This is a genomic window from Providencia heimbachae ATCC 35613, assembly GCF_001655055.1.
Lineage (GTDB): Bacteria > Pseudomonadota > Gammaproteobacteria > Enterobacterales > Enterobacteriaceae > Providencia > Providencia heimbachae.
The window spans coordinates 144413-171059 of sequence record NZ_LXEW01000031.1; the positions used below are offsets into that span (position 1 = coordinate 144413).

The window sequence follows — 26647 nt, forward strand, 5'->3', positions numbered from 1 at the left end:
GGCTAAATCCTTTTATTTTTTGTTTTCGAATTGATAACGTACGGGCCGATTAAGCTTATTCACCAAACCGTCTTCCTCAGCGCGTTTCAACCACTCATTTAGCTGCGACTTGTGCAGCCCTGTGCCTTCAATTAGTTCATCGACAGATACAGCCTCTCTAGCAAGCCTATTAAGCTCTGCTATGAACAATTGGTAAAAATCGATAGGGTTTGACGCTGGTTCTATTTCAACAATGTGCGCAGAGAGACTCTCTTTATCTGCTTGTTGTTCAGCAGGTGAAATATCGTGCTCAGTATAAGAAGCAACCTTTTCTGGCTCAGGCTCAGTAAATAATCCAGACTCTGCCGGCATTGAAAATAAATCGGCCTGCACTTCCTTAGGAGGGCTCATCTGGTTGCCTTCATTTATCATCAAATCAGCAACAACCAAACTTTGAAGTTCAGTCCCTAACCATTGGCCCCCTTTAACCACCAAATCAGCATTGGCCGCGTCCTTATCCGTGGTTGGTTTAATCCACAGCGGTACCCATGCCTTTTTCAGGTTTTCTTCTGCTCCGTTAAGTGTTCCACCTTTTTTACCCGAATGGATAACAAGGGAGCTGTCAGCTAAACAGTAAATATATTTATTGCGTGCCATGGCATTACCTGCATTAAATCCGGCTTCCGGATAAAATGGCGAAATCAGCACAGCATTATTATCCATTAAGCCTTTGCGCCACTTAGCACTCGTCGCCGCTTTCAATAAGCTGTCTGCCATAATACCTATTACAAATCCACCTTGCTGCATTGCTCCTAGCATAGCCGTTTCATCAACCCCACGAGCGCCACCGGAAACAATCGCGACACCTTCACTCGCAGCTTTAGCACCAACTTGCTGAGTAAAAAACAAATCGTCATCGCTGGCATTTCGAGAACCAATTACGGCCAAACCACCCTCATTCAGTAATGCCTTATTACCACAACCAAACAGTACAGGAGGGCAAGCGGTCTTCAACCGTTGTTTTAAGCGTTTTGGATATTCAGGATCAGAACGTGTAACCACCCAGAGGCCAGCCCTCTGCCATTTTTCTACTGCTAAGGCTAGACTGTGACCACGATTGAGCAATTGCATAATCCGCTCTGCACTAACGCGATCATCATGCCAACCACTGAGTAAAGCGTAAGGATCTGCTCCCAACAAATCAGCCGGGCTTGTAGATTTTTCTTTTAGCCATAACGCAAAGCGGCCCCATTCAGCATTTGTAAGGGGTTTAGCATTTTCGTTACTCGCTTTGGAAAAATAGCAAGTAAGTAGTAATGTAGCTTGAGCCGTTGGCGATAAATTCATGAGTCTTTCACCGAAGAGGAAGCAAGTGCCACGGGATACACGACACCGCTACCTGCTTGTTGTAATAATGCTGATATAACGGTCAGCGTCCAACCAGAATCTACTATGTCATCAACAAGTAACACTGGAGTAGTTGGAATATCTCGATTAACAGCAAATACCCCATCCAAATTACGACATTGATGGAAGCTATTTTGCTGGCCCTTCTGCTGTTGATTATTTTGCACCTTACTGACAGCATCAACAAAAGGCAAACCTAAACGAGCCGCTAGCCTGAGAGCAAAATCTGGCACCAGTTCTGGGTGGTTGCGCGAAGGCACACAACATACCCACTCTGGCGGAGGATTGGACTGCCAGCGTTCTAGAATCATTTCAGCCATAGCTCCAACAAGTTCGTCTGAAAATTTACCGTTGTGTTTATCATCTGCAACCGTGTGTCCCCATCCTGCATCACCCCATCTCGAAAGTACTCGCCCAGGTTGTGACGCCAATGCACCGAGTAAACGTGGAAATTGATAAGTGGGGAAAGCACGAATGGTCTCTGCATTAGAAGGCGCGATTTGCTTTCTAGGCTGAATGACCATTTCTGCGTGCCTAAGGAAGGTTCCTGCACTATGCGCCAAAGTTGGATCAATATTCTGGTGAATTATCGGGGTTCCGATACAAGATGCGCACTTACCGCAGGGCGTTGGATTAAGATCGTCAAGCGCTCGACGAAGAAAGGCCATCTTACAATCAGTATCTGCAAGGTATGCCTGAACTTCTTGCCATTCCTGAACACGCTGGCCTGTTAAATGAGCGATTCGGGCATGATCCATTTGATAGCGAACAGGGGTTCTGAACCAACGGCTGCCGTCTTTGATTACAGGAGCCGGATTTTCCACACTCAATAATTTAAGAACTTTTTCAATTTGACCATGACGCAGGTTGGTTTGCTCTTCAATACTGCGCAATGACAAACCATCGCTTTGTTCCAGTACGTGTAAAATTTCATTCACCTGCGCCTCAGATGGGAACGCCGACTCGCGGAAAAATTCATGAATATCCTGATCTTCCACACCTGACATCAATACGCCAACTGCATGGTCAATGCCTCGCCCAGCTCGACCTACCTGCTGATAATAACCAACGATAGAGCCCGGCGCTTGGTAGTGGATAACAAAACTTAAATCCGGCTTGTCATAGCCCATGCCCAAAGCCGAGGTTGCGACTAACACCTTTAACCGATTGTTGAGTAACAACTCTTCCAAGTGTTGGCGATACGTATTGCTATTTTCAAAGCCTTCTGCCTCAACGCTGCCATGATAAGCCTTAGCATCAATACCATTATTAGTGAGCCAGTTGGCGACTTGCTCAGCATCGCGCACCGTTAAAGTATAAACGATCCCCGTACCCAGTAATGTCGGAATGACTTGAGCCAACCAAGCCAAGCGAGATGCTTGATCAGGCAATAGCATGGTTTGCAGAGTAAGGCTTTCGCGAGTCAGTGGGCCACGGTGGATTTGAATGTCACCAATCTGCTCTTGAATATCAGCGACGACGCGATTGTTCGCGGTTGCAGTGGTGCCTAAAACCGGTGTGTTAGCGGGTAGCTGGCGCAGGATATTTACTATACGGCGATAGTCGGGGCGGAAGTCGTGGCCCCAATCAGAAATACAGTGCGCCTCATCAATCACCATCAGGGCGATACGGTCGGCAATAGGCTGTAAGACGGTTTCAATGAAGTTATCGTTGGCCAGCCGCTCAGGAGAAATCAGCAAACAATCGATTTGATTATTAAGAATCCGTTGAGTAACCGCCTGCCAATCAGCGGTATTAGTGGAGTTCATGGTTTCAGCAACGATACCTAAACGCGCAGCAGATTCAATTTGATTGCGCATCAACGCCAGCAAAGGCGACACGATAATGGTCGGCCCCATACCGCGATCACGAAAAATTTTTGTGCTGATAAAGTAAACCGAGCTTTTACCCCAACCTGTACGCTGCACCACTAACAATTTCTGTCGATGATTGACCAGAGCATCAATCGCTTCCCATTGGCCATCACGGAAATCGGCGTCAGTATTTGCCAAAGCAGTTTGCAGGTGGAGCTTAGCTTGATCTCTATTCATTTCATCAGTCCTTTGATTACACGGTCAGTTCGCCGCTCATAAGTTTGGGTAGTAACAGGTCGCGAGCTTGAGCAAGCTTATTGTTGTAGTCCTGTAAGTTATTAATTTGTTTTTGTATTGGTTGAACCTCTGACAAAAAGCGCTGATAATTCTTGTCGTCAGGGATAAGAATTTCTCGACTGTAAGCCATATCGCGATTTAACCCCGGAACAGCAACATCAGTATTAATAAACTGAACATTTTGCAGCGCGTGATATAGGAATAAACTGCTTTCGTCAGCGGAAATAAAATACACTGTATCAATAGGGTAAAAGTCAGTATTGACCCAAAAGATGCTCCCCACATTGCCTTTTCTTCCAACGACTATGCCAGGCCCTTTTACCAAGGCTTTCTCGTGGTTTCCAACCTCACCACTTGAACCATAAACAGGAAATGGTCCAGGCACACGCACTTCGGCTTTGAGAGCTTTGCCATAATTGAGTGTTGCAATTTGCTTAATTGGTTTCTTTTCCCACCCCTCTGGCACACCATCGGTAATCTTAACTTGCTCATGGCCGGGGAAGCGCAGGTGAACAAACCATTCCTGATACAACAGTCGAGCAGATTCTTCCAGTAACTGCATACGGCGGCGGTTGTTTTTTAACGCAATGTCATAGTCCGCTATTACAGACGCTATATTTCTTTGAATATTCTCTGGAGGAAGCTCAATTGATATTTCCTTAAGGCGTTCAATCGTGTAAGCAGGTTGAGCTGCACCAATAGTGCACTTTGAAAGCTCCGCCTTGCCTTGTGGGGATTGAAGCCAATAATATAGGAAGTTTTGATCTACACCATTAAGCTTTCTAAACCATGTTAAATTTCCATCTTTGAAATAGAAATCAAACTCTCCGGTAACCCGATATGGAACTCCTATTGTCCCGACAGATGTGAGTAACAAGTCCCCTTTTTCTGGAGCACCAAACCTATGCTTTATTTCTTCAAATCTATTCTCTGAAATAAATAGAGGGTCACTAACATTACCTCCTGAGAAGCTAGCAACAACTTCCTTCCCTCTATAAAAAGGCACACCTGAATCAATATACTCTTTCGCATATATGCGCTTGCTGGAAGTGATTTCACAGTAATCAGAGAGCTTTACAGGTCCGTATAACCTCATAGCCCCAACTCCTCAAAGTTACGGGCAATTTTTTCGGCCAGTTCTATGGCCTCAGAATTTAAGCCTTGCAGCTCAATGTGAATATCACGTAAGGTTTCTTCAAAGTCGAAATCTTCATCCACTTTTTCAGGTGCCACGCCCACATAGCGACCAGGCGTTAAGCTCCAATCGGCTGTTTCAATAGCTTTAATATCTACTAGCTTAACTAGTCCTTCAACATCCCTGAGTTTTCCTTCAGGGAAACGGCTTAACAGCCAGTGTGCTTGCTTGTAGAAGTAACGGACTTGTTTGAGTTGCTCAACTGCCAATTTTCGCGCTTCTTCAGCAGATTTTTTAAGGTTACTTTTTTTGGGGCCATGACCACGACTATTGAGAATGCTGTTATCCCAAAGCTTACTGTCTTTAGCATCATTGGTTTCAGCCTGCTCAATCACACGGGTTGCCAGCTTGTAAGCCAGGTCAATTTCTTTAATCAGGTTACGGCTTTGCTCGGCTAAATCTTTTAAGCAGACATCTTTGTCGATAAAGTCCAGCAGGTTGGTGGCATCGTTATATTGGTTGTCATTCCACCACGTTTGCAGATCGTTCGCTAGGATCTGAAACCTTGACCAACCGCCTTCAACGGTACCCTTGGCATTGAGAAAATCTACATAGGCTTCAACAGAAGTGCCGTCTTGTTCTAGCTTATCCATGAAAGGTTTGAAGGCATTGCTGAGTTTATCCAGCTGCTCAACAAAATCGGGGATAGGTTTGCACATGAGCTCTTCTGAGAACTCACAATAACATGCTTCAAATAAGGTCTTGTCGATATACTGCTGAACCAACTCAATAAATCGTTCACCCTCGCCGCGATAGAGCCAGACCACAGCGGTCAGGTTTTGTTGCTGCTCGGGGCTGAAATCGAAAATCTTACGAGTCACTTTGCGATAGACGTTGCGAGCATCCAGCATCAGCACCTTATCTTTTAAGTGCGCTGGTTTATTTTTATTTAAAAACCACAACTGGCAAGGCACAGATCGGGTATAAAAGAAGTTGCCGCGAATATCGACCATAATGTCAACATCGCCGGTTTTTACTAACTGCTCGCGCACCTTAGCTTCATCCCGACCGGCACTGGATGCTTGAGATGACATGACAAAACCGGCACGACCAGTCTCATTCAGGTAACTGTAAAAATACTGAATCCAAAGATAGTTACCATTACTGACCTTTTTATTTTTGTTAACACCGGGCAAACCAAACGGTAATCGATGCTTATCGCCTTTGATTTTATCTGCATCGACTTCATCCACGTTAAACGGCGGGTTGGCCATCACGTAATCGACAGTGCCAAACAAACCTTCATGTGGGTCATTGTAGTAGGTAATCGCACTCTCACCACCTTCAACATTACCTTCTAAGCCATGTACAGCAAGGTTCATCTTCGCTAAGCGTGTCGTGACTCGATTTTTCTCATGGCCATAAAAGGTGAGTTCGTGTGGGTCTTGAGCGTGACGCGCCATAAAATGGGCACTTTGCACAAACATACCGCCAGAACCACAAGCAGGGTCAAAAATTTTGCCGTGATCGGGCTCAATCACATTTACCAATAACTGTACTAGCGATACGGGGGTAAAGAATTCACCGCCGTCGTGGGCACCTTGATCAGCAAACTGAGTAAGGAAGTATTCGTAGATACGGCCAAAGATATCGCCAGTGGCTTTTTTTAACTCTTCTGGATTTAACGTACGTAACAACATACCCAAAACATCATTAGGAATATTGTTGTATTCCTGCTTGGGTAGCTGATGGCGTAGATTGGTATAGTCAGCCTCGATAGAGTCCATCGCATTTATGATGGCTTCGGCGCGATTATCGGCATCAGTTAAGGCGATAAGCGCATCAAACTGAGCATCAGGTTTTAGAAAGATAGCGCTCTTTTTCGAGAAGTCTTCTTTAGTTAATTCGCGCGTTTTACCACCACGGCTGGGCAGAGTTGTGATGATTTCATCTTTTACCGATAAATAGCGGCTGTAAGCGTGACGTAGAAAAATCAGTCCCATTACCGGTAAAAAGTATTCATTGCTAGCCAGCTCTGAGTTGGCGCGTAAGGTATCAGCCGATTTCCAAAGGCGTTTTTCAATTGCTTCAATATTTTCTAGTTGTGCCATGGGGCCAAATTCCTAATTATCACTTAATTACTTTTTGGTGATTTGATTGTTTCGATGGTATTCGCGCGGTTATGTTGAGAAGCGATGTAATGATCTAACTCACTTTGTTTAAAGCGCCACGAATTGCCCACCTTAAAACCCGGCAGTTCACCGTTAGCGGCAAGTCGATAAATCGTCCGTTCATTGACCTTTAGGTAATTAGCCACATCTTTGATGGTCAGTATGGGAGTGCTCATGACGAAAAGTATTACCAATGTCGAGAAAGTACAAGACTGTCAATATATCGTATATGGGAAGGAGTACAAGAAAGAATGTAATATTTTGAGCTACTTGGCACCAAATAAACGTTTGTAATCAGAATGAAATCGAGCAGGCATATCTGAAATGTAACGCCAGTAATCACATAAACCATCAATCGTTTTCATATCGGTATGGCCACAATCTAACATGATTTTAAGGAGCTCAAGTGTAGACATGACTTGCACGTCAAAAACATTAGCTAATTCAGCCATATCTTGATCATCAGTAATCAGTGGGACTCCAAGCTCCAACGCATAAGCAACATACAGGGTATCTACTCTCGATGGACCCGGATTATCCTGAACATAATCCCATAAGTAATCAAATGTTTGTTGGATAGCTTTTTTTTGCTTTTTGCTAATAACAGGGAAGCATTTGCGGTTTTCTGAAAACTCTTGTTCCTCTACCCAAGGAAATTTGCTTTGTAGTGTTCGATTACCAAGCTCTTTATTCAACTCTGGTAAAATATACAAGCAATATTCATTAACGCCAAAAGGCATAAACAATAGTGGCTTTATTGTTTTTGCTAATCTTAAGTAGGTATTAGTATCGACCAGTATTTTCGATTGAGGCATTAGGTTAGCTCTGTATGGATACTTCGCGCATCAAGAAGTGGCATATCCAGTACAGTTTGAACAAAACCAGGGCCTTTATCGTGTTCTTTGAGGTACTTTCTGAGTAGTTCAAAAAATGGCGTATCAAATGCTGTTTCAGCTTTATTTATATACTCTTTAGCACTTGGTTTTCCGTGTTCATCAAGCTCAACACTACCAAATAGAGCATCACTTAAGTTTTTATAGCGCTTATTAAAGTTAGTTACAGCACCATGAAATGATTTACTTAGCTTAATTTCATTCCGCCCAGTTAAAAGTGCATACTTATTTGCTTGACCAAGCACGGTATAAGGTGAAATGGTAAATTGATCCGCTAAGTCTACAACGTGTGCAATTTTTGCAGCTGGAGATGGTTGTGCATTGATAGAGGTATACGCTTTCTCTGCCAACTCATGTGGATACAATAAAGTTGCTGCAAAAGCATCTGCAAAATCTTCAGCATTGTCGCCTTCTAAACTTGGAGATAAACAATGCCCTAGCTCATGCGCCATCCAAAATTTGAAATCATGAATATTGGTATCAAGATTTAGATAAACCCAAGTACTTTGTGAGTCTGGTAAGTGTATGTGAACAGCATTTTCATGGCGTTGTTTAACTCCCCACATTACAGGGACAACAACCGCCTGTAACTCAGAGAAACGACGAATAAGGTGTGAAAAGTCAATGCACTCAGCGGTTCCAACATTAATGTCTTCTCTAACTTTTGCTGTAACTTTACAAAGATAATCATATTCACAACTTGGAGACTTAAGTACTGGTGGCATCTCCAAAGTATCAAAAGGCAAGTAAGCCACTAGATGGCGCAAGAAACGGCCCATTTCCTGAGCTTTTTCTATATGGTGATCTTTTGTCTTTGTTCCAGCTTTCTTACGAAAAGCAACTTTAGGAGCAAAAGGATCTTCTTTGATAACCAGTTCATCAAAAGGGAGGCCCAACAACTTACCCAGCTGTAGAAGTTTATTTGGACGTGGAAAAGATTTAGAGCTTAGCCATTGTGAGACGGCTTCTTTTGAGACAGCAAGACTCTCTGCCACTGCTGTTTGTGTCAGTCCAGCTCGTTCCATTGCCAAATTGGCTTTTTTAGTATTAAGTGTTTTTTGCATGTGCGAAGTATATTCTTAAGTCAAGTTTTGTCAAGTTTGATTGCGTTTTTATGAACGACTTGCCCAATTAGCAAAACGCTGTGCCCATGGGCCGATTTCTTCAGGGGGTAAGGAGCCAGGATTTTTAGATTTAGGGTGAGGGATACCCGCAAATCCATCTTTCGTGAATGCAGTTTTAAAAAGAGCTGTTGGCCAACCTAACGACTTTTTCATTATCTCCACCATAACTTGATTTAAATTTTGGCTAATCCATGCGTCTTTATTAGCGCCCTTTATCATCATTGTTGATAATTTTGCAGCGTTATCTGAAGTATCAATCTCAAATAGAGTTATGTTTTGGTTAGTATGTCTTAGATTTACAACAGCCATACACCTAGGGTTCTGTGTATCGGATAGCCAGTGTTTTTTGCCTTCACCAACTCTCGGCAACTTGATAATTTCTCTGCTTAATATTTCATAACCATGTACCAATTCAAGTACATCAACCATATTAATAAATGACTGAAACTTACCAAGATAAAGATGAGCATCATCTGTTTGGTCGTCGATATTATTCCAAGCCCCACCAGAAAGTTCACCAGAATCTTCTTTTTCATTGGTACTAAGCTTTGAGTCTAAAACTTCTGTTTCATCCGCCCCAAATACATTGTTTACAGATTTTATTCTTCTACTTACGCGATTGGTTATGAATGGAGTCTTAAATGAAATGCTGACACGCTCTGATGCTAATCCCATTGTGGGTTTGTCGGTATCCGACAATTCATCATCATCGAGTTCATACTGTTCCGGTGCTTGAGCTTGCTTTCCATCACCCATTGTTGGTTTGCCACCAACTTGTCGCTCATAGCCAGGATGAAAAAAATCAACTTCACCAGTAACTTCAGATGGCAATCCATTTAAACTTATTATTTCCCATACAAAGAAGCTTTTTGACTCCCGATCTTCCCAACCTCGCAATCCAATATCTACACCATCAAGAGGTGGTGGAGTGAATTGAAAATTCCAATATTGATATTTATTTTTCTGATACTGATTTCTTACTAAGTTTGTACTGATACTTTCAAATGATGCTCTGGCAGCGCTATCTAATAGGACCCAAGTTAAGAATCGTCTATTATCATCTTGGTTAAAATATGTAATTGGATATTCAGCGCCTTCACGAACTGTCACAACTGGTTGACCGTTGTCATTTTCACTAAGAAAGAAATCTTCTATAAGCGCATTGTGCTGCAAACTTAAACGAGCTAAAAATGGATCGTGATAGAATAATACTCGCGCCATTTCAAGTTGTGGAATATAAACTTGAACATCGTCTAATTGAACGACAAAACAAAGTTGATTTGAGTCTTTTCCATGCCGATGAGCCTGATAGGCAGGGCAATCTGTCGCGTTCGCAACAGTCCACTGTTGAGCATTTGAAATGGTAAACGAAAAAGGTAACCCAGCTAGGTCATAAGGTTTTGTGGCATTTAACACCCGTTTACGGGCTAGCACTGGAATATTACTGAATTGTAGGCTTTGTGACGTATTGCCATTAAAATCCAGGTTAATGGCCCAAGACTTGTTACCGATACTTCGAAACAACGCACCAATGCCCAAAATCTTTGCATCATCGTTTAATTTTTGAAACTTTACTTCACTCTTACTCACTCAAAATTTCCTCTAATAGCTTACTCACAATACCTGTCATCCGCTCATCACTTAAACCTGCTGCACGCAATAGCGACCATCGTTTAATATGTTTCTTATTTTTCAGCATATCGAGGTAGGTACGAGTAAGCCTTCTTGCTTGATATTCATCCGTACTTTCAGAATAAAGAGCCAGTAAATGGCTGCTACGAGGTAGCCGATGCAAATTTTTTTCGACCGTTGCTCTATTTTCAAGTTGGTGAATTAGGAATGTTCTGCTCAGGTGTGGTGCGTTTAAATCTTCAGATAGATTTTTACAAACACGACGAAGATTTTGAGCAATTTGTCTATCTCGTTGTGGCCAGTCGACGCGGTTATTGACCACTACTTTTTCAGCATGAAATAAACTATTGATGTGAATTAGCCAATCGTAGTGGTTTCGATAAAGCCTTGCGTAGAGAGCTTTATTTAGCAGGCGGGCAGCCTTTGGTGGTACAACTTCAATTAACACCTTCCAATCTATTTGGTCTGGGCTAAGCGTGTTTAAAGTGTTTAGATCCCGCTTTTGGGGAGGAATATTGTTTTCGCTTTTTATTACTATACTCGAGGCTTTATCAATTGCCTCACAGATACTGAACCTTCCATTTGAAAGAGCTGTGATTACCACTATATGCTCAGCAAAACTAAAACTTTTTCTGTGTTTTCGAAACAACGCTTTAAGCCAAGAAGTTTCAATAAAAGAAGGTAAAATACCGGCTTTATGAAGCCAACCTTTACCCCAAAACCTTATTACGGAATCATAAATCCTAGAATGATCAATCCTTAGACCATTTAAGTAACCCAGGTTTGATGCAAATTGCTCATAAAATACTGTCCATTGAGCGGGGCTTATACCTTGACTGATAACCTGCATTAATTGAGAGACTTGATGCGAAAATAACTTGTCGATATTAGTTGCGTTAACTTTATCAAGTACTTCAGCGTCCTCTATTACAGTGAAGGTATGCCGGTGTTCACCATCGATGACGATAGTAGTCTTATTCAAAGGTCCATGTTTTGGGCATGTGTTTACTATAGGAATTTGCCAAAAACGTTCCCAAAAACATTCACCGTATTTTATTTTTTGTTCTTTTAAACACTCTACGCAGACATAAAGTCTGCCCTTTGTCTTTACTCTCGAAGCTACATTACCACTTGCTAAATGCGCCGCTCCCTGGGAGCTTCCGCTCATCCACTTTATTACCTTATCATTTCTCTCTGGTGGTAAAAAAGGAGCATAAATAGGCCAGAGTGTATGGCGATATATTAAAGTTTTAGCATCCAAGCCTAACAAATTAGGATACTGGTTTGCTAAAGCCTGCACATGACTTGGCAAATCGACAGTAGCAATCACCCTGCGATTATTAAACACCTTTTCCAATAACTGCTTTGGTGAGATCTCCCCATCATGAACACCAGATCTTGCTATAGTGCTATAAAGTAGCTCCTCAGAATAAGGTATCGGAAATCCAAGCATTAGAAGCCAGCCGCCCAGCTATCAAGATCAAACATCTGGCCGTTTTGCTCAAGCCTCTCTACCAGTGATAGTCTTTCTTCTTTGCAATAGGCATATTGATACCTTAAGTCACTGACGTCTAAATCGTGCCAATCTTTCTGCTTAACTTTAGTTTTTGTTTTTTCTTTCCGTACTGGTTCTTCATACGATTGATACCAATTAACCAAAATAGGGATCATTTCATGAATACTTTGTCCTGGATGTTCTTCAAAAATCCTTTCAACGAGTTTTACGACGTTCTGCTCGTCAAAGTTTTCCTCTATTTGCAAAATCACATTGTACAAGCGTAAGGCTTCCTGATTGCCGCCAAAAAGTCGTTCTTCTTGTTTTTGAACGACCTCCATAATTTCAGAGCCAAGTTGGATGAGACGTTTATCAAGGTCAACGACACGCATATCAGAATACTTCACAATTTTATCTGCATCACCTGAGCGCAAAGCATCAAGCATTGGATGAACGGGTTTCAATTCCTGCTTATATACTGATTTTAATATACCAACAGTGATGCGCTCTTTCTTATTAGCTATTGCACGAAGTTGAGCTAGCACAAAAAGCTTTACAACAATGTCTAGTACCCCTTGTGATAGATCATACCAACAATCTCTAATCTCATCAGTGAGTGGATCATCTCCGTGTTTTAACCATTGATGCTTCCAAAGGTTATCTGAGAATCTAGTCCAATTTAGGTTTGGTACCTTTCCGCTACTTTTATCTACATTTTGTTGTATGGTTTCCCAATATATTGAACCAAGGCCTGCACTCCGCCTTCCAGACTGCAATTCCAACTCGAAAATTGGGCGAGCCTTTGGGGTGCCAACTAAAACAATAGGGATGCCGACCGTATTCACTAATTCGACAAAGAATTCCAACATCTGCTCCTTGCCGCCAGAGCGCACCTGGCTTAAGCGTTGGATTTCGTCGATAACCAAAATTCCAATTGCACGATTGTTCGCAGTTTGACGCATCAGAGCCAGCATTTTAGGAACTGAAAGACGTTGTTTTGCATAACGGCGTTCATAATCAGTGCCCAGTACACCATCAACAGCACTGAAGAAATTCAGACAAAGACTCTCGAGATCGCCGTTACTAGGGCATTCAATTTTTAAATAAGTAACTTGAAAAAAGTTTTGTTGTTCGTGGTAGATAACTTGCGGATAAGTTTCCAGCACCCGTATTAAAGAACTGGTTTTACCGCTGCCAGAAATACCCACTAAAGACATACTTCTAGCTGTTGTTTTTTCAACACTAAAATTTGCAGTAATTTCTCCGCCTGACTTGATCAGATCATAGCCTTCTTGAAGTTTCCTGTTTAATGAACCGTCGCTGATATTTCGACCGACATACCCCATACGTAACATCATGTCGATTTTCTCTTGCAACAGTACATGTTGTGAGAGAGGCTGGAAATAATCATCCAACAGCGAAACGGCCATGTGCATTCTGGATTTTGGACTGGATAGCCGATCGGAAGGATGGAAATCTACCTTTCCCTTGATACTGTTGCCTGCTTGAGCAACAGACAATATAGGAGGAAGCGCTTCAATAAATGGATTACCATCGTAACGCTTAATGCCCGTAGACTGGTAAGATGCTATAACAAAGTGATTGGGTTGTTCCATCAAGAGTCTCCACCATCAAACAATTCATCTTCAAAATCAGGGTATTCATCACTATCTTCAGGCTTAGTTAGATGAACTATCTTTCCTGTTTGCTGGCGTTCTGCTCTTTTTGGTCGGCGCAATTCCCGTTCTTTAGCAAGCTGATCAGACCTAGCATGACTAACTCCTTTCATACGATCTACATTTGTAGCAGTCTGTTTCGGGGTTTGCTTAATTGCCGACGAAATAATGTCTTCTACACGAGTTTCATGTTGTTTTCGAAGTTTGTCAGCGTGTAGCTGATCTTTCGATGCCTGCATCTTGATCTGTTTCTGTTTTCGCCAAACTTCCCAAAATGTTTGCCCTCTAAACTCCCGCGATAAATCAGTAATGCGACAGACCCAGTGATCTCGACTTCCTACTGTATGAAATAAATAAATCTCATCAGCAAAGTTTGGGTCGAAAGCTACCTCAACTTTTTTAGGCCTGTTTGATTTGTCCGAACGGTGCATCCAGCCAAGTTCAACAATTTCAGGTCCGGAGTAATAAACCCCAAATATACATATACCTTGCGCTGACACACTAGCTTGATTTCTAGGCAATAATGCAATTCGCACCGATTCTGCGTTAGCTTTACGTAACCGCCCTGACCTATTTTGAAGGCCCCAGTTCCAAAGATGAATAGGTATTGAAGGTAAATCCGCAGGCATATCTTTTGCTCGATCATACTTTGACATAGGATCTACAAAATTTCTCATCACAATAGATGAAACTATGATTTCGGTAAACTCTGAAATAGTTAACTTCCCATCAAGCCAATAGTTCTTACCGCCCCTCTTTCTTACTGTAGGGCCAATCACTTCCCCTGGCGTAAATTTTTTGAATTCTGCCTGTAGCGTTCTAAACCTTTGTTCGACAATTCCTTTTGCATCTCCTCTATACGGGGGCGTATTTTCGATTCGAACTCTGTAACTTGATTCTAGACCTTCAATTTGATGACCGATAAGTTCGCCTCTATCTGCAAGTATGGCTTCTGGTAAGCCAGGAGTAGGCCAAGAAAAATTATCAGTTTCAATATCTAAATCTTTGAATAAATGCTTTTTGTCATTTAATGCCAAATAAAGTGATTGTATTGCCGCTACGTAAGATGGTTTTTCAAAACCGATGTACCAGCCAACAATTAGTCTAGAAAAAACATCAATTACAATATATACAGTAGGTCGCCCGACAGGCTGATTTCTATCATGATCTGATACTAATATTACGTCTGCAATGGTGGCATCTATCTCATAACGAGAACCAGGCCCTAAAGCTTGAATTGTTGCAGTACTATGCAAAGGGCGGACATCTTTTTTATAAATAATATCCGATACACCAGCTTTAATTTTATCTACACTCTTGTATTCACGGTCAAAGAAGTAGCTTAATTGGCGTTTTGTTGGTTTTTCTGATTCCGGAACACCTGGAAATATGTTGTCATAAAGACCTTTGAATTTACGATGTGCACGAGCAATAGAGAATTGTTTATTGAAAATATATTTATCAATAATTATTCGAAATAGTTTTTCAGTTGGCTCATCTACCAAGGCACCAGTTCCATCCATAATTTTTCTTGGACGGCCGAGTTTTTTGACATTAGCAACACGTTTCTGACCTTTAGCTCCAGAATTTCTGTAATCAGGCAATAAGGTATTGGAAACCTGTCCTCTTTGCCAATAACGACGAATCAACTTATAAATGTGTGGCCTTGATATTTCACCAGTTTCGAGAATAGTCGCTACATGTTTTGCTCTAACTTTTTTTATATAAAAATTAGGATCTTCTACAAGCGGTTTTATGATTTGATAATTTCTATTTCGAATTGTTGTTTCTTTGGAGTCAGGTTCAGGCAAGAGGTTTACTATATATTCAAATGGATCATCAACGCGAGTTAGCTTTTCTTCTAATAAAAGATCTTCGAGTTGTGAAAGCTCAACAAGATCTGGGAATGCCTTTTGATCTTCAAGGGAAATCCATACAGCATGCGTATTTGTAGTTACAAGCACTCTATAAAGCTTGTCTTCTAGCTTGATCACCTCGTTAACTTGAAACACGCCCCCCCTCCTGCAAAGCATTGAAAGTTTCAGCTGTTATGTCAGAACACCTTAGCTCTGTAAATGGTTTCGTTATATCAAAATGAAAATAGCGATGTGCAAGCAATCGTTTAATTTGATATAAAGCCTCACCAGGTTCATGACCATAGGAAGCGTCGAGTTTCATACATAACTCTTTAACCCTCAGGTTTTCACTCTGTCGTATATGTTTACTAAAAACGTCTAATTGAACTAATAGCTCATTCTGATCGGTATCATCGTCAATATGGTTATAAAGAAGGTTAATATTCTCAAATACAATTGGTGGAATCTGATTTTCAGTGACCCAAAAAAAAGGTACTCCTTTCTCACGCCAATATAAACTTTCAATTTCAAGCTTTTCAATTGTTCTAGAGTCATTAAAGGCTTCAGTAGCTTTAACTTGAATAACAAATCGCCGCCTATCTTTTTCTTCAGTATCTACAACAAAATCACTACTCATATATTGATCCACCCCGTGATGGTTTGGATGTTCTATTCCTAATAGTTTACTGATATCCAGCGTCACTGTACGATCGAGGGGGAATTGTTCACGAATATCTATAGTAGTTGAGCGCCATTGAAGCAAAAGAAATGTTGCAAGCTCTAGATCAGATAGTAGATGATGGGTTCGTTGAGAAAGATGTCCAAAAACACGATGAGAGCGCCCTTCTGAAGCTACATCTCGAACGGTAAGCCATGGTTTATAGTCTGCTCCGGTGCCTTGACCTCGACCTTCTTTAATCCAACGTCGATTTTTAACCTCAGAGTTCCAGTATTGTTTCTTACCCATAGTAAAATGCCATCTAAACTAACTTATTTTAAAAGTAGCTTAGATGGCAATAATTAACAACTAAATTGTAAAGTTAACAACTATATTGTGTACGTAACAACTTTATTGTTAACCAACACTTATTTTAACACAATGCGTTATTACTCAACCGTTACTGATTTCGCCAGATTACGTGGCTGGTCAACATCGGTGCCTTTAATTAAGGCCACATGATATGACAGTAATTGTAGCGGTACAGTGTAAAAAATCGGGGCAATTAGCTCTTCAACATGTGGTAATGAAACAATTTTCATATTTTCACTTGCGGTAAAGCCGGCATCTTGGTCAGCAAATACATACAGCAAGCCACCGCGTGCACGCACTTCTTCAATGTTAGATTTAAGTTTTTCGAGCAACTCATTGTTAGGAGCAATGATAATAACCGGCATATCAGCATCAATCAGCGCTAATGGACCATGCTTTAATTCACCCGCCGCATAAGCTTCAGCATGAATATACGAAATTTCTTTTAATTTCAGCGCCCCTTCAACTGCAATCGGGAACTGATCGCCACGACCTAAGAATAAGGCATGGTGCTTATCAGAAAAATCTTCAGCCAGTGCTTCAATCACTTTATCTTGTGACAACATGCTTTCAATACGAGCTGGCAATGCATGCAGTGCATGAGAAATATTTTCTTCAAGCTCTGGTTTTGCACCTTTCAAGCGCCCCATATAGGCCACCAGCATCAACAAAACAGTCAATTGCGTTGTGAATGCTTTGGTTGATGCAACGCCAATCTCAGCGCCGGCTTTGGTCATCAAAGCAAACTCAGATTCACGTACCAATGAAGAACCCGCTACGTTACAAACGGCTAATGATGTCAAATAGCCAAGCTCTTTCGATAAACGTAAAGCGGCTAATGTATCTGCGGTTTCCCCTGATTGGGAAAGGGTGATCATCAAACTATTTTTACGATGTGCGGGGTTACGATAGCGATATTCTGAAGCAATCTCAACATCACAAGGAATACCCGCCAATGATTCAAACCAATAGCGTGCAACCATTCCGGCATTGAACGATGTACCACAAGCAACGATTTGAATATGCTCTACCTGTGAAAGAATTTCGCTCGCTCTTGGGCCTAATTCACTAAGGTCGATACCATTGTCTTTACTAAAACGCCCTTCAAGCGTGTTTTTAATCGCTAATGGCTGCTCATAAATTTCTTTTTGCATATAGTGGCGATAAATACCTTTATCACCGGCATCATATTGAACATTAGACTCAATTGTCTCACGTTCAATTGCTGAGCCTTGTTTATCAAAAATACGCACAGAACGACGCGTTACCTCAGCGATATCTCCTTCTTCAAGGTAGATAAAACGACGAGTTACCGGTAAAAGAGCGAGTTGGTCAGAGGCTAAGAAGTTTTCACCAACACCAAGGCCTATCACCAATGGGCTGCCCGAACGTGCGGCGACTAATAATTCAGGAATACGGCTATCCATCACGACAGTACCGTATGCACCCCGTAATTGTGGGATAACGCGCTGAACCACTTCCAGTAATGTGCCACCTTTTTCTTGTTCGTGATGAACAAGATGGGCAATCACTTCGGTGTCGGTATCAGAACTAAACACATAGCCAAGCTTTTTAAGCTCGTCTTTTAGTGTTAAATAATTTTCAATAATACCGTTATGCACAACGGCAATGTAACCGGATGTATGCGGGTGAGCATTACGCTCACTTGGAACACCATGAGTCGCCCAACGGGTATGTGCAATCCCCATTCCGCCAGATACAGGGCTTTTCTCTACTTCATCCGCTAGCATCTGCACTTTACCGACTTCACGTAAGCGTTGCAGATGACCTTCATGATCAACAACAGCCATACCGGCCGAGTCATAACCACGGTATTCAAGACGACGAAGACCTTCTAACAGAATTTCTGCGATATCACGTTGTGCAACAGCACCTACGATTCCACACATATTTATTAATTCCTAAACAAAAGAATATCCTTTAAGGATTATTCTTTATTTTGTCGCAACCTGATTATTATTCAGTTTTCACTGTTCCCCAGCCTTGTAGAAATGGGGATATTTTTATATGAATTATTTTACTAACATTTTTATAATAGGAGAGACAAAAAGCATGCTCTCCTTAAAATTGACTTACTTTTTCTTTACTGGTCGTTGCCAGTTTTTAATATGCATTTGCTTAACGCGGCTGACGACTAACTCGCCTTCATTAACATCGCGAGTCACTGTCGTGCCTGCACCAATGGTTACGCCATTAGCAATCGAAACAGGTGCAACTAATTGCGTATCTGAGCCAACAAATACGTCATCGCCAATAATGGTTTTATGTTTATTCGCACCGTCATAGTTACAGGTTATTGTGCCTGCACCAATATTGACGTTTTCACCAATTTGAGCATCCCCTAAATAAGAGAGGTGTCCCGCTTTTGAACCAAGACCCAAAGACGCATTTTTTATTTCAACAAAGTTACCAACGTGCGCTTTTGCTGCTAATTTAGCACCGGGACGTAAACGAGCAAAAGGACCAACAGTACATTCCGTCGATAATTCAGAATTTTCTATTACGGAATAAGGGCTAATAACCGAGTTATCACCAATCACACAATTTTTCAAAATACAGCCAGATTGGATATGAACGTTATTCCCTAAAGTGACATTACCTTCAATAATAACATTGGTATCAATGATAATATCGCGACCATGAGTTAAGGTTCCGCGAATATCAAAGCGCGCAGGATCGATTAACATCACACCCGCTAACAGTAATTTTTCGGCTTGCTCTTTTTGGTAAATACGTTCAAGAGCCGCAAGTTGCAGACGGTTATTAACCCCTTCCATCTCACTAAGACGGTTTGGATGAACCGTGGCAATCTTGTTCCCTTCTTTATGAGCTAACGCAATTATATCAGTGATATAATATTCGCCTTGTGCATTGTTATTATTGAGTTGAGCTAACCAGCGTTTAAAATCTTTACCGCTTGCAACCATGATCCCGGTATTAATTTCTTGGATTTTGAGTTGTGCTTCAGTCGCGTCTTTTTGTTCGATAATACCAACGACTTCATTGTTTTCACGAATAATACGACCATAGCCTGTCGGATTATCTAAAATAACAGTCAGTAAACCAATTCCACCTTCGGGCTTCACGTCAATAAGACGCTGTAAGGTGTCCTGAGCAATTAAAGGAACATCACCATATAACATGATGATATCTTCATCATCATGAAAGCTTGGGGCTGCTTGTTGCATTGCATGGCCCGTGCCAAGCTGTTCAGCTTGTAAAACCCAATTTAAGTTTTGCTCGCCCAGTTTTTCTTTCAGTAAATCGCCACCATGCCCGTATACCAGATGGATATCTGATGCACCGATAGATTTTGCTGTATCAATGACATGTTGAACCATCGGTTTACCTGCAAGCAAATGCAATACTTTAGGCAACTCTGAATACATCCGTGTGCCTTTACCGGCAGCTAAAATCACGACACTTTTTCTTTGCACAGTCATATTTTCCTGAAACTCCAACTTTGGGGTGAAAGTAAACCTATTTCCTGTATAAATTACTACATATTTCGCACAAATAAAAAAGCCAGTTAGGTTTAACCAACTGGCTTTTTTTTATACTGCTATCATTACATTAGCTTTTTAGTCAATTCGATTACTCGAAGTTTGGCTATCGCTTTTGCAAGTTCTGCCGATGCCTGAGCATAATCAACATCACCGTGCGCTTTGCGAACATGTTCTTCCGCTCTACGTTTAGATTCCACTGCACGAGCTTCATCTAAATCTTTACCACGGATCGCTGTATCAACAAGTACGATTACACCAGTTGGTTGTACTTCTAACATACCGCCGGAGAGGTAAATTAGTTCTTCTTCACCAAACTGCTTGGTAATACGTATCATGCCCGGTTTTATGGCAGTCAGCAGTGGGGTATGCTGTGGATAAATCCCCAGCTCACCTTCACTACCTGTCACCTGAATTTTCTGTACTAGGCCTTCAAACATCTGTTTTTCAGCACTAACAACTTTCAGGTAGTATGTCATTGCAGATACCATATCAACCTCCTGTCAGCTGGATTAAAGCTTTTTAGCTTTTTCCACGGCTTCGTCAATGGTACCAACCATATAGAACGCCTGTTCTGGCAGGTGATCATAATCGCCGTTCAGGATACCACTGAAGCCACGAATAGTGTCTTTCAGGGAAACGAACTTACCTGGTGAACCAGTGAAGACTTCTGCAACAAAGAATGGTTGAGACAGGAAGCGCTGGATCTTACGAGCACGAGCAACAACCAGTTTATCTTCTTCAGACAACTCATCCATACCTAGAATTGCAATGATATCTTTCAGCTCTTGGTAACGCTGCAGAATAGACTGAACGCCACGTGCAACATCATAGTGCTCTTGACCAACAACGAGAGGGTCAAGCTGGCGGCTTGTCGAATCCAGAGGGTCAACCGCTGGGTAAATACCCAATGATGCGATTTGACGGCTCAGAACGACGGTTGCGTCCAAGTGAGCAAATGTGGTTGCTGGTGATGGGTCAGTTAAGTCATCCGCAGGAACGTAAACCGCTTGTACAGAAGTGATTGAACCTGTTTGGGTTGATGTAATACGTTCTTGTAGAACACCCATCTCTTCTGCCAGTGTTGGTTGATAACCTACCGCTGAAGGCATACGACCTAACAGAGCTGATACTTCAGTACCTGCCAGTGTATAACGATAAATGTTATCAACGAACAGCAGTACGTCACGACCTTCGTCACGGAATTTTTCAGCCATAGTCAGACCCGTCAACGCAACGCGCAGGCGGTTTCCTGGTGGCTCGTTCATCTGGCCATAAACCAGTGATACTTTATCCAGAACGTTTGAGTCAGTCATTTCATGATAGAAGTCGTTCCCTTCACGGGTACGCTCACCAACACCGGCAAACACTGAGTAACCTGAGTGCTCAATCGCGATGTTACGGATAAGTTCCATCATATTTACTGTTTTACCAACACCCGCACCACCGAACAGACCGACTTTACCACCTTTCGCGAATGGACAGATTAAGTCCATTACTTTGATACCGGTTTCGAGTAGTTCTGCTGAGCTTGATAGCTCTTCGTAGCTTGGTGCTGGACGGTGAATAGACCAGCGCTCTTCTTCGCCGATATCACCTTTCATATCAATAGGGTCACCTAGAACGTTCATGATACGTCCCAGAGTTGCTTTACCTACTGGTACTTCAATTGGGTGCTCTAGGTTTATAACTTCTAAACCACGGCGTAGGCCGTCTGATGTACCCATTGCGATACAACGGACAACACCACCGCCTAACTGCTGCTGAACTTCCAGCACCAGTTTTTCTTTACCGTTCATCACCTCAAGAGCGTCGTACACTTTTGGTACGCTATCTTGAGGGAACTCGACGTCCACAACAGCGCCGATTACCTGGATAATCTTTCCAGTAGCCATCTTGAATCCTCTACGTAATTCGTATACCTAGCTGTTAAACCGCGGAAGCGCCCGAAACAATTTCGGTAAGCTCCTGAGTAATGCTGGCCTGACGAGCTTTGTTGTAAACCAACTGTAACTCTTTGATCAGGTCTCCACCATTATCAGTAGCGGCTTTCATCGCTACCATTCGTGCGGCCTGCTCACTAGCCAGGTTTTCAACGACGCCCTGATAAACCTGCGACTCGATATAACGACGCAGCAGGGTATCCAGCAACGCCTTAGGATCGGGTTCATAGATATAATCCCAAGATTTCTTCTTCAGTGTTTCGTCATTGCTTGGAGGCAATGGCAATACTTGAAGAATAGTAGGCTCCTGAGACATTGTATTGATGAACTTATTAGTCACAACATACAGTTTATCCAAACGCCCTTCATCATAGGCTTGTAGCATCGTGTTAACTGGACCAATCAAGTCCGAAAGCGTTGGGTTATCCCCCATTCCAGTTACCTGTGTCACGACATTGCCGCCAACAGAACCAAAGAATGAAACCGCTTTAGAGCCGATTAAAGCCAAATCAACCTGAACATTTTTTTCAGACCATAATTTCATATCTGAGAGCAGTTTTTTAAACAAGTTAATGTTCAAACCACCACACAGACCACGGTCTGTTGAAACAACCAAATACCCGACACGTTTAACTTCACGCTCTTCGAGATAAGGATGTTTATATTCCAGATTACCTAACGCTAGGTGACCAATCACACTGCGCATGGTCTCCGCATAAGGACGGCTAGCCGCCATGCGTTCCTGCGATTTACGCATTTTGGACGCAGCGACCATTTCCATCGCTTTAGTGATCTTCTGCGTGTTTTGCACGCTGGCAATCTTGGAACGTATCTCTTTTGCGCCGGCCATTACTGCTTCTCCTTATTAACCAGACGGCCCATAAAATTCATAGGCCGAATAGTATTACCAGGACTGAGTTGCTTTAAATGACTCGAGGAGTTTTTTCAACTTACCTTCGATATCATCGTTATAGTTACCCGCCTGGCCGATTTCGTTTATAAGGTCAGCATGCTCGCGCAGTGCAAAAGAAACTAATGCAGCTTCAAATGCACCAATTTTCGCTAACTCAACATCATCCAAATATCCACGTTCCGCAGCGAACAGAGAAAGAGCCTGCTCTGCTACTGACATAGGTGCATATTGTTTCTGTTTCAGCAACTCAGTTACTTTCTGACCATGGCTCAACTGTTTACGAGTTGCGTCATCGAGGTCGGAAGCAAACTGAGCAAACGCTGCCAGTTCACGATATTGAGCAAGTGCAGTACGGATACCACCAGACAATTTCTTAATAATTTTAGTCTGAGCAGCACCACCAACACGAGATACTGAAATACCTGGGTTAACCGCTGGACGAATACCAGAGTTAAACAGGTTAGATTCCAGGAAGATCTGACCATCTGTAATCGAGATTACGTTAGTCGGTACGAATGCAGAAACGTCACCGCCTTGAGTTTCAATGATAGGCAGAGCTGTCAATGAACCTGTTTGGCCTTTAACTTCACCTTTAGTAAAGTTTTCAACATAGTCAGCGTTAACACGAGCAGCGCGCTCAAGTAAACGTGAATGCAGATAGAAAACATCACCTGGGTATGCTTCACGTCCTGGTGGACGACGTAGCAACAGTGAAATCTGACGGTATGCAACCGCTTGTTTAGACAGGTCATCATAAACAATCAGCGCATCTTCACCACGGTCACGGAAATATTCACCCATTGCGCAACCTGAGTATGCAGATAGGTATTGCAGCGCAGCTGATTCAGATGCAGTTGCAACAACAACAATGGTATTTTCCAGAGCGCCGTGCTCTTCAAGTTTACGTACTACGTTAGAAATCGTAGAAGCTTTCTGACCGATAGCAACGTAAACGCATTTGATGCCAGAGTCACGCTGGTTAATAATGGAGTCGATCGCTAGCGCAGTTTTACCTGTCTGACGGTCACCGATGATTAGCTCACGCTGACCACGGCCGATTGGGATCATCGCATCGACTGATTTATAACCAGTTTGTACAGGTTGATCAACAGATTGACGCTCGATAACACCTGGAGCAATAACTTCGATTGGAGAGAAGCCATCATTCTCAACAGGGCCTTTACCATCAATAGGTTGACCCAGTGTATTCACGACACGTCCAAGTAGACCACGGCCTACTGGAACTTCAAGAATACGACCTGTACATTTAACTTTCATGCCTTCTGCCAAATCGGCATACGGACCCATAACAACAGCACCCACAGAGTCACGCTCTAAGTTCAGTGCAATTGCATAACGGTTACCAGGCAGTGCGATCATCTCACCCTGCATGACTTCGGCTAAACCGTGAATACGAATGATACCGTCATTAACGGATACAATCGTACCTTCATTGTGAGCTTCACTCACAACATCGAACTGAGCAATACGCTGTTTGATCAGTTCGCTGATTTCGGTGGAATTCAGTTGCATATGCTCCAGTCCCCTTAAGACTGCAAGACGTCAGTTAAACGCTCTAAGCGACCGCGGACACTTCCGTCAATGACGAGGTCTCCCGCACGAATGATCACTCCAGCAATAACAGACTTGTCAGTTTTGCAATTCAGCTTAACTTTGCGTGACAGACGTTTTTCCATCGCGGCAGAAATTTTAGCTGACTGCTGTTCATTCAATTCGGTAGCAGAAATAACATCAACTTCAATCGTTGATTCCAGCGTATCGCGCAATTGTATAAATTGAACAAGTACTTCTGGAAGCGTGGTTAAACGCCCGTTTTCAGCCATAATACGAATCAGATTTTGAACATGCTCGTCAATTTCATCTCCGCAAACAGAGATAAACGTTTTAGCTAATTTTTCTGGTGCCATAGAACCAGAAAGCAGCTCACCAACCTGTTCATTGCGCGCCACCTCAGAGGTGAATGCCAGCATTTTCTGCCATTTTTCAACAGATTGGTTTTCGACAGCAAAGTCAAAAGCTGCTTTGGCGTAGGGGCGAGCTACAGTAGCAATTTCAGACATGCCCCTCCCTCCTACAGTTCAGCGACTAGTTTATCAACGATGTCGCTATTAGCAGCTTCATCCACGGAACGTTCAATGATCTTCTCGGCACCTGCGATAGCAAGCATCGCAACCTGTTTACGTAACTCTTCACGTGCACGTTTACGCTCAGCATCAATTTCGGCTTGCGCTTGTGCTACGATTTTTGCACGCTCTGTTTCAGCTTCGGCTTTCGCTTCGTCAATCATCTGACTGCGTTGTTTATTCGCTTGTTCGATGATGACTTGCGCTTCAGCTTTCGCTTTTTTCAGTCGGTCGGTTGCGTCGGTTTGCGCCAGTTCCAGGTTCTTTTTAGCACGTTCTGCGGAAGATAAACCGTCAGCAATTTCTTTTTGACGTTTTTCTATGGCCGCCATAATCGGTGGCCATACATACTTCATACAGAACAAAACAAACAGGACAAACGCGATAGCCTGGCCGAGGATTGTTGCATTCAGGTTCACAGACAATACCTCTTATTCATTAGTGAGTTAATGTTCTTAATGTGTTCCGTAACGTAAATTAAGCAACAGCGAACATTACATACAGGCCCAGACCAACAGCAATCATCGGAATAGCATCAACTAGGCCCATTACGATAAAGAACTGTGTACGCAGCAAAGGAATTAAATCCGGCTGACGAGCAGCACCTTCTAAAAATTTACCACCTAGGATGCCGATACCGATCGCAGCACCGATCGCCGCTAATCCCATCATAATAGCGGCAGCCATGTACAGCAGATCCATATTCAGGTTTTCCATGACAGTCTCCAGTTTGTTTCAGTTAATTCAATTATTTATTGATAGTTAATTAATGTTCTTCAGATGCCATCGAGAGATAGACAACAGTCAGAACCATAAATATAAAGGCTTGTAGCGTAATAATCAGTATGTGGAAGATAGCCCACGGTAGGCTTAACAACCACTGTGACCACCACGGTAACAGTGCCGCGATAAGAATAAAGATCAATTCACCTGCATACATGTTACCAAACAGTCGCAGACCGAGTGATACAGGTTTTGATAGCAGGCTTACCCCTTCAAGAATCAAGTTAACAGGAATAAAGATCGGATGATTAAAAGGCTGCATAGTGAGCTCTTTCGTAAATCCGCCAATTCCTTTCATCTTGATGCTATAAAAGATTATTAGGATAAACACACCAACCGCCATAGATAAAGTCACACTAACATCTGCTGTCGGAACTGCACGCAGAGCAGGTAACCCTAAATAATGTTCACCTATGTAAGGAAGGAAGTCGATTGGGAGTAAATCCATAAGGTTCATTAAGAAAACCCAGATGAACACGGTTAAAGCCAGAGGGGCAATAACTTTGCTCTTACCGTGATACATATCACGGACTGAATTATCAACGAAACCAATGATCAGTTCTATTGCAGTCTGTAACTTACCGGGTACGCCACTAGTCGCATTAACGGCAACTTTTCTAAATAGCCACAGGAACAGAACCCCGAGAACTACCGAGAAAAAAAGCGAGTCAATGTTCAACGTCCAAAATGTTGGACTAGCTTGGGGATCGACCAACTCAAAGGTACGTAAGTCTAACTGAAGGTTATTCAGATGGTGACTTATGTACTCATTTGTAGTCATCACTTCTCCTGATGCAGACATGATGCCTCTTACCCTTTTGTAGTTTAAAA

At 42.4% G+C, this 26647-nt stretch carries 22 protein-coding genes; all 22 read right to left on the reverse strand.

Translation table 11 applies throughout. From position 1 onward, the window contains the following. Positions 1 to 12 precede the first annotated feature (12 nt). The 22 genes from M998_RS10765 to atpB all read right to left on the reverse strand — a co-directional run bounded on the left by M998_RS10765 (position 13) and on the right by atpB (position 26618). On the reverse strand, positions 13 to 1326 hold the full coding sequence (locus M998_RS10765; RefSeq protein ID WP_068908798.1) for a DNA-processing protein DprA: 1314 nt from the start codon (positions 1324 to 1326) through the stop codon (positions 13 to 15). Further along, complete coding sequence (locus M998_RS10770; protein WP_068908800.1) at positions 1323 to 3437, reverse strand: RecQ family ATP-dependent DNA helicase; 2115 nt, start codon at positions 3435 to 3437, stop codon at positions 1323 to 1325. The genes M998_RS10765 and M998_RS10770 overlap by 4 nt, the downstream gene beginning before the upstream one ends. A 16-nt stretch (positions 3438 to 3453) precedes the next feature. After that, complete coding sequence (locus M998_RS19310; protein ID WP_074379437.1) at positions 3454 to 4593, reverse strand: restriction endonuclease subunit S; 1140 nt, start codon at positions 4591 to 4593, stop codon at positions 3454 to 3456. Further along, positions 4590 to 6743, reverse strand: coding sequence for a class I SAM-dependent DNA methyltransferase (locus M998_RS10780; RefSeq protein WP_068908802.1), 2154 nt, complete (start codon positions 6741 to 6743; stop codon positions 4590 to 4592). The genes M998_RS19310 and M998_RS10780 overlap by 4 nt, the downstream gene beginning before the upstream one ends. Before the next feature lie 23 nt (positions 6744 to 6766). Then, positions 6767 to 6979 carry a helix-turn-helix domain-containing protein gene (locus tag M998_RS10785; protein ID WP_068908804.1) on the reverse strand — a complete coding sequence of 71 codons (213 nt, stop codon included), beginning with the start codon at positions 6977 to 6979 and terminating at the stop codon, positions 6767 to 6769. A gap of 90 nt (positions 6980 to 7069) precedes the next feature. Beyond that, positions 7070 to 7618 carry a PIN domain-containing protein gene (locus M998_RS10790; RefSeq protein WP_068908806.1) on the reverse strand — a complete coding sequence of 183 codons (549 nt, stop codon included), beginning with the start codon at positions 7616 to 7618 and terminating at the stop codon, positions 7070 to 7072. After that, positions 7618 to 8721 carry a helix-turn-helix domain-containing protein gene (locus tag M998_RS10795; RefSeq protein WP_248846447.1) on the reverse strand — a complete coding sequence of 368 codons (1104 nt, stop codon included), beginning with the start codon at positions 8719 to 8721 and terminating at the stop codon, positions 7618 to 7620. The genes M998_RS10790 and M998_RS10795 overlap by 1 nt, the downstream gene beginning before the upstream one ends. 87 nt (positions 8722 to 8808) lie before the next feature. Further along, positions 8809 to 10410 (reverse strand): Tn7-like element transposition protein TnsE, encoded by a 1602-nt coding sequence (locus M998_RS10800; protein ID WP_068908809.1) that lies wholly within the window; start codon positions 10408 to 10410, stop codon positions 8809 to 8811. Then, positions 10403 to 11905, reverse strand: a complete 1503-nt coding sequence (locus tag M998_RS10805; RefSeq protein WP_068908811.1) for a TnsD family Tn7-like transposition protein — start codon at positions 11903 to 11905, stop codon at positions 10403 to 10405. Before M998_RS10805 ends, M998_RS10800 begins: the two co-directional genes overlap by 8 nt. Continuing rightward, on the reverse strand, positions 11905 to 13563 hold the full coding sequence (locus tag M998_RS10810) for an AAA family ATPase (protein WP_068908813.1): 1659 nt from the start codon (positions 13561 to 13563) through the stop codon (positions 11905 to 11907). Before M998_RS10810 ends, M998_RS10805 begins: the two co-directional genes overlap by 1 nt. Next, positions 13563 to 15635, reverse strand: a complete 2073-nt coding sequence (locus M998_RS10815; protein WP_068908814.1) for a TnsB C-terminal domain-containing protein — start codon at positions 15633 to 15635, stop codon at positions 13563 to 13565. The genes M998_RS10810 and M998_RS10815 overlap by 1 nt, the downstream gene beginning before the upstream one ends. Beyond that, positions 15622 to 16446: a heteromeric transposase endonuclease subunit TnsA gene (locus M998_RS10820; RefSeq protein WP_068908816.1), complete on the reverse strand. Its 825-nt coding sequence runs from the start codon at positions 16444 to 16446 to the stop codon at positions 15622 to 15624. The genes M998_RS10815 and M998_RS10820 overlap by 14 nt, the downstream gene beginning before the upstream one ends. A 140-nt stretch (positions 16447 to 16586) precedes the next feature. Continuing rightward, positions 16587 to 18419 (reverse strand): glutamine--fructose-6-phosphate transaminase (isomerizing), encoded by a 1833-nt coding sequence (gene glmS / locus M998_RS10825; RefSeq protein WP_068437832.1) that lies wholly within the window; start codon positions 18417 to 18419, stop codon positions 16587 to 16589. Between the two features lie 183 nt (positions 18420 to 18602). After that, the gene (glmU, locus tag M998_RS10830; RefSeq protein ID WP_068908818.1) at positions 18603 to 19973 is read right to left on the reverse strand and encodes a bifunctional UDP-N-acetylglucosamine diphosphorylase/glucosamine-1-phosphate N-acetyltransferase GlmU; all 1371 of its coding nucleotides are present in this window, start codon (positions 19971 to 19973) and stop codon (positions 18603 to 18605) included. 125 nt (positions 19974 to 20098) lie between these two features. After that, positions 20099 to 20524: a F0F1 ATP synthase subunit epsilon gene (locus tag M998_RS10835; RefSeq protein ID WP_068437825.1), complete on the reverse strand. Its 426-nt coding sequence runs from the start codon at positions 20522 to 20524 to the stop codon at positions 20099 to 20101. Positions 20525 to 20545: 21 nt separating this feature from the next. Further along, positions 20546 to 21928 (reverse strand): F0F1 ATP synthase subunit beta, encoded by a 1383-nt coding sequence (atpD, locus tag M998_RS10840; protein WP_068908820.1) that lies wholly within the window; start codon positions 21926 to 21928, stop codon positions 20546 to 20548. A gap of 34 nt (positions 21929 to 21962) precedes the next feature. Further along, positions 21963 to 22826: a F0F1 ATP synthase subunit gamma gene (gene atpG / locus M998_RS10845; protein WP_068437820.1), complete on the reverse strand. Its 864-nt coding sequence runs from the start codon at positions 22824 to 22826 to the stop codon at positions 21963 to 21965. Between the two features lie 54 nt (positions 22827 to 22880). Next, positions 22881 to 24422: a F0F1 ATP synthase subunit alpha gene (gene atpA / locus M998_RS10850; protein WP_068437817.1), complete on the reverse strand. Its 1542-nt coding sequence runs from the start codon at positions 24420 to 24422 to the stop codon at positions 22881 to 22883. Positions 24423 to 24436: 14 nt separating this feature from the next. Continuing rightward, positions 24437 to 24970 carry a F0F1 ATP synthase subunit delta gene (atpH, locus tag M998_RS10855; protein WP_068437815.1) on the reverse strand — a complete coding sequence of 178 codons (534 nt, stop codon included), beginning with the start codon at positions 24968 to 24970 and terminating at the stop codon, positions 24437 to 24439. A gap of 11 nt (positions 24971 to 24981) precedes the next feature. Beyond that, positions 24982 to 25452 carry a F0F1 ATP synthase subunit B gene (gene atpF / locus M998_RS10860; protein ID WP_068437813.1) on the reverse strand — a complete coding sequence of 157 codons (471 nt, stop codon included), beginning with the start codon at positions 25450 to 25452 and terminating at the stop codon, positions 24982 to 24984. A gap of 58 nt (positions 25453 to 25510) precedes the next feature. Next, the gene (gene atpE, locus M998_RS10865) at positions 25511 to 25750 is read right to left on the reverse strand and encodes a F0F1 ATP synthase subunit C (RefSeq protein WP_004393045.1); all 240 of its coding nucleotides are present in this window, start codon (positions 25748 to 25750) and stop codon (positions 25511 to 25513) included. 49 nt (positions 25751 to 25799) lie between these two features. Further along, positions 25800 to 26618 (reverse strand): F0F1 ATP synthase subunit A, encoded by an 819-nt coding sequence (atpB, locus tag M998_RS10870; RefSeq protein ID WP_068437810.1) that lies wholly within the window; start codon positions 26616 to 26618, stop codon positions 25800 to 25802. Between the last annotated feature and the right edge of the window lie 29 nt (positions 26619 to 26647).

Coding starts and splice junctions, on each gene's coding strand:
- atpG (WP_068437820.1), bottom strand. CDS start 22,826: ATGGCCGGCGCAAAAGAGATACGTTCCAAGATTGCCAGCGTGCAAAAC.
- M998_RS10785 (WP_068908804.1), bottom strand. CDS start 6,979: ATGAGCACTCCCATACTGACCATCAAAGATGTGGCTAATTACCTAAAG.
- M998_RS10790 (WP_068908806.1), bottom strand. CDS start 7,618: ATGCCTCAATCGAAAATACTGGTCGATACTAATACCTACTTAAGATTA.
- atpE (WP_004393045.1), bottom strand. CDS start 25,750: ATGGAAAACCTGAATATGGATCTGCTGTACATGGCTGCCGCTATTATG.
- M998_RS19310 (WP_074379437.1), bottom strand. CDS start 4,593: ATGAGGTTATACGGACCTGTAAAGCTCTCTGATTACTGTGAAATCACT.
- M998_RS10770 (WP_068908800.1), bottom strand. CDS start 3,437: ATGAATAGAGATCAAGCTAAGCTCCACCTGCAAACTGCTTTGGCAAAT.
- M998_RS10795 (WP_248846447.1), bottom strand. CDS start 8,721: ATGGAACGAGCTGGACTGACACAAACAGCAGTGGCAGAGAGTCTTGCT.
- atpB (WP_068437810.1), bottom strand. CDS start 26,618: ATGTCTGCATCAGGAGAAGTGATGACTACAAATGAGTACATAAGTCAC.
- glmS (WP_068437832.1), bottom strand. CDS start 18,419: ATGTGTGGAATCGTAGGTGCTGTTGCACAACGTGATATCGCAGAAATT.
- M998_RS10810 (WP_068908813.1), bottom strand. CDS start 13,563: ATGGAACAACCCAATCACTTTGTTATAGCATCTTACCAGTCTACGGGC.
- M998_RS10765 (WP_068908798.1), bottom strand. CDS start 1,326: ATGAATTTATCGCCAACGGCTCAAGCTACATTACTACTTACTTGCTAT.
- atpD (WP_068908820.1), bottom strand. CDS start 21,928: ATGGCTACTGGAAAGATTATCCAGGTAATCGGCGCTGTTGTGGACGTC.
- M998_RS10820 (WP_068908816.1), bottom strand. CDS start 16,446: ATGGGTAAGAAACAATACTGGAACTCTGAGGTTAAAAATCGACGTTGG.
- M998_RS10780 (WP_068908802.1), bottom strand. CDS start 6,743: ATGGCACAACTAGAAAATATTGAAGCAATTGAAAAACGCCTTTGGAAA.
- M998_RS10805 (WP_068908811.1), bottom strand. CDS start 11,905: ATGCTTGGATTTCCGATACCTTATTCTGAGGAGCTACTTTATAGCACT.
- atpH (WP_068437815.1), bottom strand. CDS start 24,970: ATGTCTGAAATTGCTACTGTAGCTCGCCCCTACGCCAAAGCAGCTTTT.
- M998_RS10835 (WP_068437825.1), bottom strand. CDS start 20,524: ATGGTATCTGCAATGACATACTACCTGAAAGTTGTTAGTGCTGAAAAA.
- glmU (WP_068908818.1), bottom strand. CDS start 19,973: ATGACTGTGCAAAGAAAAAGTGTCGTGATTTTAGCTGCCGGTAAAGGC.
- atpA (WP_068437817.1), bottom strand. CDS start 24,422: ATGCAACTGAATTCCACCGAAATCAGCGAACTGATCAAACAGCGTATT.